This is a genomic window from Streptomyces sp. NPDC088354 (genome assembly GCF_044753585.1).
Taxonomy (GTDB): domain Bacteria; phylum Actinomycetota; class Actinomycetes; order Streptomycetales; family Streptomycetaceae; genus Actinacidiphila.
Window position 1 is genome coordinate 1 of sequence record NZ_JBIVNJ010000049.1, and the last position, 13,959, is coordinate 13,959.

Below are 13,959 nucleotides of genomic sequence, written 5' to 3' on the forward strand. Positions count from 1 at the left end.
CCGCATACTGATCCGTCGAGCAACGAGCCGCTACCGCTGGGACGCCCGACCCACCACCCGACGCCTCACATGATCCATTTGCCGGTCGGTCTAAGACGTTTCTTCGGAAGAAGGTCACCATGGGCACTCAGGATCAGAAGGTTGCTGTCATCACCGGCGCGTCTCAGGGTCTGGGCGCCGGGATGGTCGAGGGCTACCGCAAGCTCGGCTACGCGGTCGTTGCGACCTCGCGCACCATCCCTGCATCGCACGACGAGGGAGTCCTCACCGTCCAGGGCGACATCTCCGACCCGGCCACCGCCGAGCGTGTCATCGCCGCGGGCGTGGAGCGCTTCGGCCGGATCGACACCCTGATCAACAACGCCGGCATCTTCATCGCCAAGCCCTTCCACGACTACACGCAGGACGACTTCGCCGCGGCGATCGGCGTCAACGTGGCCGGCTTCTTCCGCATCACCCAGCTCGCCGTCCCGCACATGCTCGCCCAGGGCGGCGGTCACATCGTGAACATCACCACCAGCCTGGTCGAGGCTGCCAACTCCAACGTGCCCTCGGTGCTCGCCTCGCTGACCAAGGGCGGCCTGCAGTCCGCCACCAAGTCCCTGGCCATCGAGTACGCCACCCGCGGCATCCGCTCCAACGCCGTCGCCCCGGGCATCATCAAGACCCCCATGCACGCCGTGGAGTACCACGAGACCTACGCGGGCCTGCACCCGGTCGGCCGCATGGGCGAAATCAGCGACATCGTCGACGCGGTGCTCTACCTGGAGAACGCCTCGTTCGTCACCGGCGAGATCCTGTACGTCGACGGCGGTCAGAGCGCCGGCCACTGACGCGCACACCTGCAGGCCCCGGACACCGGGACGCTGGTGACCCGGTCCCCGGCCGGCCAGGAGAAACCGGCTCCTGCTCGGGGCATCCCTGCTCACGCAGGAGCCGGGATGCGCCGGCGCCGCGGCTGGGACGGCAGTGGCGGACGGCATGGTTCTTTGGGTGGGGTCGAGGGCCGGGTCGTGGGGCGCCGGCCGGGCCCGCCTCCCGGCTGCGCCCTGGTCGAGGCCGACCGTGTCCGCCCCGGCGCCGTCGAGCACATCGCGGCCCTGCCCGTGGATCACGTCGACCTCGACCTGTCGGTAGTCCTCGCCGTCGCCTACCGCCCGGCCCACCCCCGAACGCCTCCGACGGCGCGGTCAGCGCCGCCCCACCAGCGACCCGCGCCAGTGGCCTCGGCAGCCCGTCGGGTTCCCCAGCCCCACCCCAGGATCGCGCCGCTTGCGCGGAGCACGAGTCGCCAAGGGCGCATACTGGGCAGCAATGAAGAACACTCCCGTGGCTCGGCGCCAACCGGCGCCGTCAGGCCCGTCCAAGACTCCCGTGGTGCCCCTGTTCTCCGCGCCGGAACCGGTGATGCCCCACCCGACCGCGCCGCGCCTGCCGCGCCCTGCGACGACAGGCCTCTTCCAGGCCCCGGAGGGTGCCGTGCACCATCCGGAGGAAGACGAAAAAGACACGCACGAGCCCTCCGTCCAGGCACGGCGGCCCCGACCAGGCCGCATCTGACACATCGTGCACACGGTGCGCGCGAGACGTCGAGCAGTCACGGCCTTCGGCAAAGACCGGGGCGGTTGCCGAGACGACGCGGCTGCGGCAGTGATGGTGCCAATCGGGTACGAGGCTGAGGCTTGTGTTCGTGGGCCGCCCGTGAGGAGTGCCGACGGTGGTACGGCAACGACCGCCGGGGGTCGCTCAGCCGCTCACCAGGACGGCAACTCGAACCACCAGGGGCTTTGGTGCCCGGCCTGACGACCCGTTCTCCCCCAGCCATCGGTGAGCGGGTGCCCTGCCGTTGATCGCCAGGGGTACGGCTACGGCTTTTCGACGTCGAGGACGTCGCCCAGGAGGCGACGATGCAGCGCGAAGAGGTTCACGCGGCAGCTGCGGCCTTGCCGGTGGGCAGCTGCGGGCAGCCGTTCTCCCAGGGCATCGCGCAGGGGACGGTCGATCAGGGTCCGCAGCACTGGCCACGGGGCGATGAGCAGGTCGCGGTTCAGGAAGGCGATCAGGTCCCGAGGCTGCCCCTCGCCCTGGGCCAGAACCGTGCAAGCCGACGAGTATCGCGACGGTCTGGCCGTGGTCGGTGATGGCGACCGGTTCACCGGTGGCGCTGACCTCGCGGGCGACGGCACCGAGACGGGCTCCGGCTTCCATGAGCGTGGTCTGCGTCGTGCACACCACCTTGCGCCGATGCACCTGGTACCCCCTGCATCATCCTGTGCGCTGTCCCGTGCGGTACGGCGTGCACGGGCGGCCTTGAGCCCGGGCGTCTGCGTCGGGCTCAGCTGCGGCCGGAGGGCGAGCCTGCGTCCTGTTCCGGATTCCGCTGCGACGGCAGCGGTGCCCTGCCGGGGCCGAGGGTGGGCGGTTCCGGTGGTGCGAGGTGGGTGGTGGGCACTCCGCGGGCGTTCTCCCGCCCGGCGTTGGCGACGACGACCTCGACATAGGGCAGTACGAGCCCCAGGACCAGCGTGATCCAGGCCAGGGGCGTGGAGACCTGCCACAGCACGACGGCGAGGACGAACGACACCGTCCGGACCGACATCGAGATGATGTAGCGCCGCTGTCTGGCCCGGACGTCGTCCGAGAGCCCGGCCGCGACCCCGGTAATCCGGAAGACCTGGTTGCCGCTGTGCTTCCACGTCACGTTCCACCACTCGTTCCACACGCCGGAAGCCCCCGGTTCCGGCACCGTCCACGGCACGCCGTGGATCTGCCATAACCAAGACCGGGCAAGCCGCCGCGGTGTGACAGCGCCCGCCCGTAGAGCCCGGGTGCTGAGCGGCGGTGGCCGGCAGGCCGGGAACCCTCCCTGGGACCTGTCGGACGGCCTCGGGGTGCGGTAGGAGTCCCCGCGCCGAGCAGACCGCAGCCGGTGCGCCTCGACGCGTCACCGGATGCCCACGCCGAGCTGCTGGTGAACTGCTTCCCGCGCCCGGGGAGAAGGACCCTTCGCCGGGGAAACGCCGCCCACCAGCAAGGACCCCACCACCCGTACGCTGAGCCCGTTCCCCTTCGAGACCGACCCCGCGGGGCTCGCGCGGCAAGCCACCGAGGGGTAAGCCCCATCCGCCTGGCGCGCCCTGATGGCGGCGCTTTGAAACCGGCTCTCCGCGGAGCCTCGGGCCGGATTCCAGAGGATCCGCGCCGGTAGCACGCTGCGGGGAGGGCCGGGCGGGAAGAGGGGGCAAGTCGCCCCAGTGACGAACCGGTGCAGGCCCGACCCGCAACCCTGCCGAAAAGACTCATTTCCCGGAATATCCCTCAGACAACGATGCCGTGCCGACCTGTATTTCCGGGGCGGGTGTTCGTCGTTTCTGCTCGACTCCCCATGGTTTTGTCGGCACTTTACACTCTCCCAACCCCTCCGGCGTGAGACGCAGTTGATGGCCGCGTCGCCTGTGCTGCGCCGGCGCGGGTGAAGGGCGACCGGTATTCGCTTGACGTGCGTGACCCGCGGTCGCAGAATTTAATCGAATAACGGTAAACGGTTTCCACGATACGGAAAAGCGAGGGTGGAGCCATGATCCCAACAGAGCCGCGCGCATTCCCTTCCGGCCTGGACCCTCAGGCGCTCCCCGTGCTTCTCGGGGCCGCAGGACACGCGACCGCGAGCCGTCCTCGGCGACAGCCGCGCCACCGGGCCGATCCCCGGGCTGTCCTGCCGGCCGGACGATCACCTGCCTGACCGCCCGCCGTGCGCTGAACGCGGCACTTCGCCTCGCCGAGGAGACCGTTCGCCGGGTCGTGCCGCATCCGGCGGGCCGGAGGCGGCCCCCTAGCGCCCTCCCACGCCCTGACGGCACGAAAGGCGACGCTGTGTCGATGCGGCACAGCCCTCCAGGCGAATCCGATCGCCCCCGACCGCAATGCATCTGTTCTCACTCACCCCTGCCACCCGGCGTGCGACCGTTGACGGAGCCCGCATGTTCCGGGCACGCAGCCTCGACGGCCCAGTGCGGCCGAGAGTCCGGGGTCGCAGCGCCGGCCCCCTGGGCCCTGACGGTGAGGCGGTGCCTCCCGCAGCCACCGTGGACGCCCGCGCGGTCCCCTGGCCTCACCGTGCGGCAGCCCGGCAATACGGCATCCTTCGAAGACGTGCGGCCGTGAGGGAACGCAGCGTTGGCTGACACCCGGTCGAGCCGGCCGGCAACGCCTCGGCAGCCGCTGGCGATGTGTCGCCACCGTGCTGATCGAGCTCCCACCCGATGAATCCGTCGCACCCCATCCCACCCTGGAGAAGCACGTTCTGAATCCTCCCCCCAGTTGAAGCAGGGGGCTGGCTCACGTGGGCCGGGACCTGCGGTCCGTCAGCTCTTGCACGATCGGCACCGGCCGGGTCGAGACCAGCCCGGTTTGATGAAGCACATCCAGGAGGTGCATGTGCTGTCTTGGCTCTCGATCAGCACGGTGTACGCGCTGCTCGGTTCTCGCAACGCACGGCGATCAGCGTATCCGGCCGTGTGGGCGGTCTTTCGCCCTGACGGCGAGACCCCGTTCCCTGCCCTGCTCCGCAGGGGTCCGATTCCTCCCCGGCCTGAAGGCCGGGGCATCCTCGGAAGTTCCCGGTGAACACCCACGGCCCGAAAATCCGCACACCCGCGCACCGGCCCAGGCCCTTGCGTCACTGGCGATACGCCCGGTGTCGCAGGCACTGCGCGTCCCACCCGGAAGGACGGTGACGACGATGGCCACGCCCAGACTCCTGTTGTTGCGGCGCCCCAGTGCACTGCTGGTCGTCTGCCTTGCCATCACCTGCGTACTGCAACTGCGGTCTCCTGCAGTCGGCTTGGTCCGCTGGTCGGACTACGTGGCGTTGGCTCCCCTGGTGGCGGCGGCCCTGCTGCCCCTCAGGCACACTTTGATCGTCGGAGCTTCGACGCTGGCAACCAGCGCGGCCGTCTACGGACACGCGATTCCCGACGTGCCGGAGCGGGCCCGGGCGGCCGGCATCACCGCGGCCGTCCTGTCCGTCGGTTTGAGTGTTCTCATCTCCAGGGCCCGGCTTCGCCGCAAAACCAGATTCCACCTCCCCGCACCACCACGTGCGGGGCGGACGGGCCGCAGCGCCAAGCCCCCTCGGGCCACCGGCGATCGGGGAGTCTCCATGGTGGCGTGCCGAACACCGCCCGGGCGCCTGCCGCAGCCCGCGGCCGTGGAACTGGCGTACTGCCGGGCTGACGACGGTGGGCCGCAGGCCCACTGGACGGACGCGATCCCGCTGTCCGGAGCCCGGGTGGCGCTGGTCGCCGGCAGCGTGACCGAGCACGGGCACCCGGCCCCCGGCCTGGTGCCCGAACTGCGTGCCGCGGTGCACACCCTGGCGGACATCGACGTGCAACCGGACGAGGCGCTCATCCATCTCCGTGACATTCTTCGCCGGTTGCGGCCGGACGAGAGAGCTCCCGACGTCACGGCACGCTGCCTGTACGCCGTCTACGACCCCGTCACGGCAGAGTGCACCCTGGCCTGCGCCGGGCATCCGGCCCCCGCCGTCGTCACCCCCGACGGAGCCGTCACCCCCGTCGCTCTTCCCGCCGGAGCGCCGCTGGGCCGGGCGCGAGCCCAGGTCGAGACCGCCGAAATGCCGCTCCCCGACGGCAGCGTGCTCCTGCTGTCCACGCACTCCGCCGAGCCGGCCGATCCCGCGACGGGCACCGACGGACCCGGGATGCCGGAGCAGGTGGCAAAGCCGAAGCCCTCGCTCGCCGACACCTGCCGTACTGCGGTGGCCTGCCTGCTCGCGAAGGGAGGCCACCGCCAGGTGGCCGTGCTCGCCGCCCGTACCCGCACGCTGGACGGCACCGCCCTGGCGACCTGGAACCTCCCCGCCGATCCGGTGGCCGTGTCCGTGGCGCGCAGACATGTCACGGCCAAGCTGAGGGCATGGGGCCTGGACGACGCCACGACCACCACCGTCCTGATCGTCAGCGAGCTCGTCACCAACGCCATCCGCCATGCCCAGCCACCGGTACGGCTCCGCCTGATCCGCTGCGACGCCTGCCTGGCCTGCGAGGTCACCGACGGCAGCACCACCTCCCCGCACCTTCGGCGTGCCCGCACCTTCGACGAGGGCGGCCGGGGGCTGTTCATCGTCGCCCAGTTGACCCAGCGCTGGGGCACCCGCCACCACGCGCGGGGCAAGACCATCTGGGCCGAATACTGCCCCCGGGCCGACGACCCCGAAGCGGACGAGCAGGCCCTGCCGGGCGGCCTGGTCTCGTGACCCGCACGGGGCACGGATCCCGCGCCCTCCTCGGCGACGCACAGGAGCAGCACGCGGCCGACCGCATGTCGGCCTCGCGCGGGTTCCCGGCCCGGCCCGGCCGGGGGGAACGGCGCGATCGACGTGATACGCGTCCAGGCCGACGCCCACAACGAGGACGACCGGACGCCCATGGCGCCGGACGGCCGGACATGGGGTACCTGGAAGCCCCCGGAACCACAGGGGGAGGAGTTCCGGGGGCCTCGAGCGTTGTCCGGCCGGCTGATCGACAAGGCTGTCCCGGTACGCTGCCGTGGGCCGGGCTGGTCCGTCGCGACGCCAACCCGGCGCAGCGAGAAGCCCCCGGCGTCAGCCGGGGGAGGAGTCACGGTGCTTGGCCGGGTGCCCGAGGAACTGCTCGCTGTCGCCGCGGCCGTGCTGCCCGGAGAAGATCTTCGCGGTGCGGCTTTCGATAGTGGCGGCTCTCACCACGTGGTGCTGCTTGCCGGTGTCGCCGTCGTGCGCATCGCCAAGAACTCCACCGCGGTCGCCGCGCTGCCCCGGCGTACCGAACTTCTGCGCCGTCTGGCGGAGGCGGACTTGCCGTTCGCGGTGCCGGTCCCCTTGTCCGAGGTGGTCCGGGCGCAGGGGCACACCGCCGTCGCGCTGTCGTGGCTGGAGGGCAGGCCTTGCCGGCGGGGCGAGGGCGGAGAGCCGAAGGAGCTCGCCCGGCTGCTGGACGCGCTGCGGCAGGTGGACTGCCGTGACCTGGACGGTCTGCTGGGGGTGCCGCACGAGTACGCGGGAGGTGAGCGGTGGGCCGAGATCATGGAGCAGGACGTGCTGCCCCGGCTGCCGCGCGGGTGGCGGTCCGAAGCGCGTCGCCGTGTCCATGCCGCATTGGACCTGCCCGCCGTCATGCCGTCGCTCGTCCACGGCGACCTGGCCGGCGGCAACATGCGCTGGAGCGAAGACGGTCGCCTGCTCGGTGTGCTGGACTGGGATCTGGCCCAGCCCTTCGACCCCGCCGTCGACGCCGCCTGTCTGGCCTGGCACGGCTGGGACAAGGTCGCGGCCGCCGTCGACAGGCGCACCCTGCACCGTGCGTGGACCTGGTATCTCACCTTCGGCCTTGAGCAGATCCCCTTCGCCCTGCTCAATGGCGAACCCGACGACGTCGTCGCCCAGCGCGGCGCCGCCGCCGCGGCATGGCTGGACCGCACGGCACAACTGACCTCACCCCTGGCCTGACCACGGTCCGCCATCCGTCTCGGGGCGGTCTGCCTGCTGATCCTGTTCGCTCCGGTCGAGCACCCCACCCCACCCGCTGACGGGCCCGACCCCCACGACGCCCCGGGAACCCGAGCCGTCCCCCGGGTTCCGCCGCCCCCGGGTACCGCCCGCCGGCCGGTGGAGCCGCTACCGCCTCATTCCGTTCCGGATCAGGGAACCGACGAGAGGATCAGCTTGTCCAGGTCGTGATCTGAGCGGCGATCTCCCGCACCGGGAGCCCGTCGCGGGCGGCGCGGGCCAGCGGGAGAACGGTGTCCAGGCCAGGGCTCACCGGCAGGCCGCACGCCGACAGGTAGGCCGCGGTGACGGTGGCCGCGAAGAGCAGGTTCCTCAGCTCCAGGCTCGGGTTTCTCGCCAGCTCGCACAGCAGCGCCGCTGCCTTGTGATGAGGCTCGGGGTGGACCTCGCGGTCAAGGATTTCCGCCCGGTGACGTGCTTCCGCCGCGACCGCGACGCCGTAGTCGACGACCTGGGGATCTCCCGGAATCTGCTGTGCGACTGCCAGGATCCAGGCGAGATCGATGCGGAGGTTCACGCGGCGTCCCGTGACTTCGCCGGCTTGTCCGGAAGGCCCGGGTACCGGTCCTCGCCGACCTCCGCCTCGAACTGTTCCGCGTACGCGGCCAGGAACGCCGCGGCGCCGGCCATGAAGGCGGCGCGTGACTGGTTCACATCGGCCTCGATCAGGTCGGCCACATATCCCTGCAGGCTCAGGCCGCGGCGCTTGGCCCGTTCCTCGGCGGCTGCTTTGACGGCTTCGTCCAGCCGGATATTGGTCTGCTTTCCCATACCGGCACTATAGCTATGCGCTGGTATCGGCACATAGCAAACGGGGGTTCGGGTCTGGGGCCGGGCCCCATGGGATGGAGCATGCTTCGGGCCGAGTACGACCGCGAGCTCGTCGACGGCGGCGCGGGGGAGGTGGCGGGTGGTCACGATGTGCGCGATGCCGCCCTCGCGCGCCCCATGCCGGCGACGCGCCGGCGCGGCCGGGGGCCGGTCGCAGCACCGTCTCGTCGTTGCCGGTGGTGGCGAGCCGGGTGCCGTCGGGGCGGGTCGCCACCCGAGAACACCGGACCAGTGCGGCCGGTGAAGGGTGGCTGTGCAGGTGCCGGTGGCCGCGCAGGGAAACCTCACCCGGTCGGCCGGTGCGGGTGCAGCAGTGATCTCCCGGCATGAATCTTGCTGTGGGTCGCTGCCGGTGTGTCCGCGGTGCAGCGCCCACCCACCCGAACGCCTGCTCTTGGAGGATGCATGGGGATCCGCACAGCCGCGCTCTCGACGACGAGGAGGAGGGTGCGGTCGCGCAGGGCGGGCGCGTGCATGGCGGCAGTGATGGCGGCCCTGGCGTCCGGCACCGCGGTCCCCGCTGCGGCTCGTGGTGGCGCGCAGAGCACGGCCCACCCGTGCTTCTCCGTCCCGGCGTTGCCCGGCTACTGCCCGAACCGTTCGGGCCGGCCCGGGCCACCCGGTCCGCCCGGTCCGGCGGGCCCCGCGGGTCCGCCCGGTCCGTCGGGTCCGCCGGGCCCCGCGGGTCCGCCCGGTCCGTCGGGTCCGCCCGGACCTGTCCGCACGACAAGGGTCACCAGTCAGCCGGTGCCGACGAACACCGAGGGCGACTCCGTGGCGACCGTCCAGTGCCCACCGGGCACCACGGTGACCGGGGGCGGCTTCACGTTCCTGACGGGGCCGTCTGTCCCCGTGCGGTCCTCGGACCTGATCGGCAACGGTTGGACGGTGATCGTCCCCGGATCGGACCAGCCCAGCACTTTCGTGGCGTCGGCGGTCTGCGCCGGGTGACGTGCGAACGCTTCGACGGAAGGGGGGCCGGGCCGGCCCGGGGCCTTTCTTGCTGCCGGTGGCCGGCTGATGGCCTGCGGGGGAGTGCCGGTGGAACTGAACGTCATCGTCCGAGGGTTCGTGGCGCAGGTTCAGCGACCCGGCGCGTGGTACTGACAGATGGTGCCCACGCGGTGTTGGCGTGAGTGACGAACAGTCATGTCGTTCTCACGCCGGCCACCCCCCCGGGGGGGGCGCATCTCGCCCGGGAACCGGTGCGGTTCGCGGTGGTCGGGCAGTTCGGGCGCAGTGGCGTTGGGCGGCGTGTCCGGGCGGGCGTGGCCGGTCGGGGGTGAATCCGAGTGCGCGGCGCGACGATCCGCATGCGGCAGCCTGCCCGACGGGGCCGGTGACGGTGACCGTTGTCGGCGGCCGTGCTGTCAGGCGGCGGCCCGGCGGCGCGGCCGGCTTCGGGGGAGCGCGCGCTTCGGTGCCGGTGACTTCGACCGCCTGGGCGAACTCCGCGTCGATCCGGTCCGGTCGAGCCCGGGGCCGAGTTCCGGTTCGCGCACGCGACGGTCTCAGCCGCGGGTGCGAGGGCGGCGTTCCCCTGCGGTACCGCTGCTCGTCGCGCCGGTCAGGATGGCGCTTGCGACGATGCCGAAGAGGTGGTCGGCGCGTGACGCGAGCGAGTGCTGATCGCCGATCCAGGCGAGCGCCGCCACCAGCGCGAACAAGTCCGCGCCGTCCATGTCGGTCCGCGCCGTGCCCGCGGCCTGGGCGCGGGTGAGCAGCCGCGCACCGGCCGCACGCAGCGTGACGCACGAGGTGTGGAGTGCGGACCCGGTGTCCTCGATGGCGGCTGCCATCAGCACGACCGCGCCCCGGTACTCGGTGGTCCACGCGACGCAGTCGCGCAGCCACGACACGAGAGCGTCGTCGGGCGAGCCGGCCGTTTCCAGGGCGCCCGCCTTGGCGGTCAACTCGTCGAAGCTCGTGCGGAGCAGGGCGTCGAGCAGCGCCTCGCGCGTCGGGAAGTGACGCAGCAACGTCGCGAGTCCGACATCGGCCCTGCGTGCGATGTCGCGCAGTGACACCTCGACGCCCTGCTCGGCGATGGCGGTGCCCGCGACCGCGAGCAGGTGGTCGCGGTTCTTCCTGGCGTCGGCCCGCATCTGGCCCCCCTTGACTATCCGGATCAGTGGTCCATATATTCGGATCAGTGGTCCGTTTATGTGGAGCGCTGATCCGAATAAGCCTATCCCGCGGTGCGGGCAGGAGAGACGATGCCGACACACACGATGAGGGCGGTCCGGCTCCATGAGCACGGCGGTCCTGAAGTTCTGCGCTACGACGAGGTGCCGATGCCCGAGCCGGGGCCGGGTGAGGTGCTCGTTCGCGTGCACGCGGTCGGCGTCAATCCCCCCGACTGGTACCTGCGCGACGGGATGTCCAACCTGCCCCCGGAGGTGAGGCCGAAGTTCGGCCTGCCCGTGATTCCGGGGACGGACCTGTCGGGCGTCGTCGAGGCCGTCGCCGCGGATGTCGACGGCTTCCGCGTCGGGGACGAGGTCTTCGGCCTCCTGCGCTTCCCCAGCTTCGACGGCAGCACCTATGCCGAGTACGTGGCCGCGCCCGCGTCGGACCTCGCGCTCAAGCCGGCCGGCATCGATCACGTGCACGCCGCCGGTACTCCCATGGCCGGGCTCACCGCGTGGCAGTTCCTGATCGAGCTCGGCCACGACCACCCCTCGCCCTTCCAGGCGGCGCAGCACCGCCCGGTGCCACTGGACGCCGGCACGACGGTCCTGGTCAACGGCGCCGCGGGCGGCGTGGGGCACTTCGCTCTGCAGCTGGCGAAATGGAAGGGCGCACGGGTCATCGCGGTGGCGTCGGGCGCGCACGAACTGTTCCTGCGCGAACTGGGCGCCGACGAGTTCATCGACTACACCACGAGCCGTCCCGAGGAACTCGTGCACGACGTCGACCTCGTTCTCGACGCCGTCGGCGGCCCCCACAGCAAGCGCTTCCTGCGCACGCTCAGGCGCGGCGGCTCCCAGTTCCCCGTGTTCTTCGGTGCATTCGACGACGAGGAGACCGCCGAGCTGGGCGTCACCGTCACGGGCACCCAGGTCCGCTCGAACGGCGCGCAGCTTGCCGAACTGGCACGCCTGCTCGAGGCGGGCACGGTCCGCGTCGCGATCGACAGCACGTTCGCGCTCGCGGATGCCCGGGCCGCGCACGAACGCGCCGCCCGAGGGCACATCCAGGGAAAGATCGTGCTGACCGTCGCCCAGGAGCGAGCCGCCTGACCGGCCCGCACGCGGATGTGCCAGGTGGCGGCGGTCGGGGCGGGGAGTCGCGGCGGGATGCGGACGGCCGCGCCGCGAGGTCTGTAGGCCCCTGAGGGTGTCGTCGACCGACTCGACCGATCGGCTGCCGCAGCGGCCTGCACAATGCCGCGCCGGTCTGTTCGGGTCCGCCCTTGCGGGCCGGCCGCGGCCGGAGCGCACTCGTCGCCTGCGCCGGTCGCCGTCCGAACCCCCGTCCGCGGCAGTGCCGGTCGCCGATCGGTGTCCGGACCGGGCGGTGACCGGTCAGCGCGGGTTCGACGGCCGGCATGTCCGGCGGGGTCCCCGTGTCGGCCTTCGCGCCGGTGAGCACGAAGACCCCCGGCATCCCGTGCGGGGCGCGGCCCCAGCGTGCCGTCGACTAGGCACCCGGGTCGCCGATCCGGTCGGCGAGGGCGCGCAGGGCCGCGGAAGACCGTGAGCCGGGTCGGGCTGTGCTCACGAACAACCACTGGCCCGGGTCACCTGGAAGGACAAGGGTCTCGTAGTTCAGGGTGACTTCGCCGAGCAAGGGGTGCCGGTAGCGTCTGGTGCCGTGGGAGAACTCCTCCACGTCGTGCGCGGCCCACCATCGGCGAAAATCTGCGTCCGCCGCCGATAGCTGATCGATCAGCTCGGTCAGTTGCGCATCGCCCGGATTCCGGCCCGCATACAGGCGCAAACCCGTGACCACCATGCGGGCAGCCATGTCCCAGTCGACAAACAGTTCACGCGCCACAGGGTCGAGAAGCACAAATCGCGCCAAATTGCGCTCGCGGACGGGCACGGCCTCGAAATCGACGAATACCGCGCGCGCCATCGCATTGAGGGCGAGGACGTCCATGCGGCCGTTCAGGATCATCGCGGGGCTGTCCCGCAGAGCCTCGAGCAGTGCGTACGCACCCGGGCGCACTCGCCGCGGATGGGCGGACCGGCTCACTTTGGCCACGGACTGCGGCCTGGCCAGGTCGAACAGGTGCGCACGCTCGACATCGTCCAGCCGCAAGGCGCGGGCCACGCCCTCCAGCACCGCGTCGGAGGCATTGGCCACCCGTCCGCGTTCCAGGCGGATGTAGTAGTCCGCGCTCAATCCGGCCGACAGGGCGACCTCCTCGCGGCGCAGTCCCGGAACACGGCGGCCCGCCCCCGGTGTGACCCCGGCCTGCTCGGGAGTCACCTGGGCGCGGCGCGACCGCAGAAAATCGCTCAGCTCCTTGTTGTCACCCGAAGCGGACGATGTCCTGGCCATATGGTGAGGCTAGCCCTCGTCGCGCTGCCCCGGCAATACGTGCAAGGGAATGATACGTGCCGCACAAGCTGCGCCCCGTCACCGGGAAACAGGCCAGCGGCGGCGCCCGGGAAAAGGGAAATGGGGCGCGCGACTTTTTTGCCCGACGGGCGGCGGAAAACGACGGGTGGTCGTTTTCGGTAAATGCGTTCGCCGGGGGTGGTCGCAAAAGTGGCCGTCGGGGAAGTACGTGTTCCGGGGGCAGGCGCCCGTGCCGGGCACGTGTCCTCGCCGGTGTCCGTGCCGGCGAGGTCGAACTGCCTTGTCCCGAAGCCGCCCACCGCGCACTGCCCGGTGATGGGGCTGGGGGGGCCTGCCAGTACCCGGACCGGCAGGCCCGGGCCGAGGCGGGCCTGCCGGACCCCTCCGCGGCGCCTTTTCGGCTGGTTCTCTGGAATTGCAAGCCGACATCAAGGAACAAGGACTTCCCCCCATGAACCTGAAGCTCGAAATGATCGTGCTGCCCGTGTCCGACACCGACCGGGCCAAGGCCTTCTACGAGAAGGCCGGATTCCGCCTGGACGTCGACTACACGGCCGACGAGGGCGTGCGGATCGTGCATTTCACGCCGTCCGGCTCGGAATGCTCGATCATTTTCGGCGAGGGGCTGACGCCCGTCGCACCCGGCTCGGTCCAAGGCCTGTATCTCATCGTCTCCGACATCGAGGAGGCCCGCGCGGAGCTCGTCGGCCGCGGCATCGAGGTCGGCGAGATCTTCCACGACGCAGGCGGCCTCTTCCACGGCCACGCGGGCGGGGACGTCACCCACAGCGGCCTCGGCCAGGAGCGGCTGGCCGGCCTGCACCCCGAGCGCGCCTCCTACGGCTCCTTCCTCACCTTCAGCGACCCGGACGGCAACGGCTGGGTGCTCCAGGAGGTCTCGCAGCGCCTCCCCGGCCGCTGACCGGTCCGCAAACCACCGTCCAGGGGCTTGCATCGCAACGGACACGGCCCGGAGGACGGCGCCGGCCTGCGCGGGCGCCACGGCGCCGTCCGGCAGGCCCGCCCGA

The 13,959-nt window shown here is 71.5% G+C and carries 12 protein-coding genes; 5 read left to right on the forward strand and 7 right to left on the reverse strand.

Annotated features, from left to right (window positions below):
• Positions 1 to 119 precede the first annotated feature (119 nt).
• Complete coding sequence (locus ACIP98_RS37395; RefSeq protein WP_319663632.1) at positions 120 to 833, forward strand: SDR family oxidoreductase; 714 nt, start codon at positions 120 to 122, stop codon at positions 831 to 833.
• A 1,032-nt stretch (positions 834 to 1,865) separates the two neighbouring features.
• Here the strand turns inward: ACIP98_RS37395 and ACIP98_RS37400 are convergent.
• Complete coding sequence (locus ACIP98_RS37400) at positions 1,866 to 2,156, reverse strand: hypothetical protein (protein WP_401980706.1); 291 nt, start codon at positions 2,154 to 2,156, stop codon at positions 1,866 to 1,868.
• 179 nt (positions 2,157 to 2,335) lie between these two features.
• The gene (locus tag ACIP98_RS37405) at positions 2,336 to 2,701 is read right to left on the reverse strand and encodes a DUF3099 domain-containing protein (protein WP_401980709.1); all 366 of its coding nucleotides are present in this window, start codon (positions 2,699 to 2,701) and stop codon (positions 2,336 to 2,338) included.
• Positions 2,702 to 5,161: 2,460 nt separating this feature from the next.
• On the opposite strand from ACIP98_RS37405, the gene ACIP98_RS37410 reads away from it, so the two are divergent.
• Together ACIP98_RS37410 and ACIP98_RS37415 are read left to right on the forward strand one after the other, a co-directional pair.
• Positions 5,162 to 6,280 carry a SpoIIE family protein phosphatase gene (locus tag ACIP98_RS37410; protein ID WP_401980711.1) on the forward strand — a complete coding sequence of 373 codons (1,119 nt, stop codon included), beginning with the start codon at positions 5,162 to 5,164 and terminating at the stop codon, positions 6,278 to 6,280.
• A 471-nt stretch (positions 6,281 to 6,751) separates the two neighbouring features.
• Positions 6,752 to 7,510 carry a phosphotransferase gene (locus tag ACIP98_RS37415; protein WP_401980712.1) on the forward strand — a complete coding sequence of 253 codons (759 nt, stop codon included), beginning with the start codon at positions 6,752 to 6,754 and terminating at the stop codon, positions 7,508 to 7,510.
• A 211-nt stretch (positions 7,511 to 7,721) separates the two neighbouring features.
• Here ACIP98_RS37415 and ACIP98_RS37420 read toward each other — a convergent pair whose 3' ends face one another.
• From ACIP98_RS37420 to ACIP98_RS37435, 4 genes are all read right to left on the reverse strand, one after another.
• Entirely contained in the window at positions 7,722 to 8,087 is a 366-nt protein-coding gene (locus ACIP98_RS37420) for a hypothetical protein (protein ID WP_401980715.1), read from the reverse strand.
• Positions 8,084 to 8,341, reverse strand: coding sequence for a hypothetical protein (locus ACIP98_RS37425; RefSeq protein ID WP_319663638.1), 258 nt, complete (start codon positions 8,339 to 8,341; stop codon positions 8,084 to 8,086). Before ACIP98_RS37425 ends, ACIP98_RS37420 begins: the two co-directional genes overlap by 4 nt.
• Positions 8,342 to 9,141: 800 nt before the next feature.
• Positions 9,142 to 9,459, reverse strand: a complete 318-nt coding sequence (locus ACIP98_RS37430; protein WP_401980718.1) for a hypothetical protein — start codon at positions 9,457 to 9,459, stop codon at positions 9,142 to 9,144.
• Between the two features lie 453 nt (positions 9,460 to 9,912).
• On the reverse strand, positions 9,913 to 10,506 hold the full coding sequence (locus ACIP98_RS37435; RefSeq protein ID WP_401980719.1) for a TetR/AcrR family transcriptional regulator: 594 nt from the start codon (positions 10,504 to 10,506) through the stop codon (positions 9,913 to 9,915).
• A 111-nt stretch (positions 10,507 to 10,617) separates the two neighbouring features.
• Between ACIP98_RS37435 and ACIP98_RS37440 the strand changes: the two genes are divergently transcribed.
• A complete protein-coding gene (locus ACIP98_RS37440; protein WP_319663641.1) occupies positions 10,618 to 11,643 on the forward strand; it encodes an NADP-dependent oxidoreductase in 1,026 nt (341 codons plus the stop codon).
• Positions 11,644 to 12,043: 400 nt separating this feature from the next.
• On the opposite strand, the gene ACIP98_RS37445 is transcribed toward ACIP98_RS37440, so the two are convergent.
• Positions 12,044 to 12,910, reverse strand: a complete 867-nt coding sequence (locus ACIP98_RS37445) for a helix-turn-helix transcriptional regulator (RefSeq protein WP_319663643.1) — start codon at positions 12,908 to 12,910, stop codon at positions 12,044 to 12,046.
• Between the two features lie 472 nt (positions 12,911 to 13,382).
• Here ACIP98_RS37445 and ACIP98_RS37450 point away from each other — a divergent pair, with 472 nt between their 5' ends.
• A complete protein-coding gene (locus tag ACIP98_RS37450) occupies positions 13,383 to 13,853 on the forward strand; it encodes a VOC family protein (RefSeq protein WP_401980723.1) in 471 nt (156 codons plus the stop codon).
• Positions 13,854 to 13,959 lie beyond the last annotated feature (106 nt).

Bases quoted from the DNA above. Each gene is read 5' to 3' on its own strand.
- ACIP98_RS37445 (WP_319663643.1), bottom strand. From the start codon at position 12,910: ATGGCCAGGACATCGTCCGCTTCGGGTGACAACAAGGAGCTGAGCGAT.
- ACIP98_RS37410 (WP_401980711.1), top strand. From the start codon at position 5,162: ATGGTGGCGTGCCGAACACCGCCCGGGCGCCTGCCGCAGCCCGCGGCC.
- ACIP98_RS37395 (WP_319663632.1), top strand. From the start codon at position 120: ATGGGCACTCAGGATCAGAAGGTTGCTGTCATCACCGGCGCGTCTCAG.
- ACIP98_RS37430 (WP_401980718.1), bottom strand. From the start codon at position 9,459: ATGACGTTCAGTTCCACCGGCACTCCCCCGCAGGCCATCAGCCGGCCA.
- ACIP98_RS37450 (WP_401980723.1), top strand. From the start codon at position 13,383: ATGAACCTGAAGCTCGAAATGATCGTGCTGCCCGTGTCCGACACCGAC.
- ACIP98_RS37435 (WP_401980719.1), bottom strand. From the start codon at position 10,506: ATGCGGGCCGACGCCAGGAAGAACCGCGACCACCTGCTCGCGGTCGCG.
- ACIP98_RS37425 (WP_319663638.1), bottom strand. From the start codon at position 8,341: ATGGGAAAGCAGACCAATATCCGGCTGGACGAAGCCGTCAAAGCAGCC.
- ACIP98_RS37440 (WP_319663641.1), top strand. From the start codon at position 10,618: ATGCCGACACACACGATGAGGGCGGTCCGGCTCCATGAGCACGGCGGT.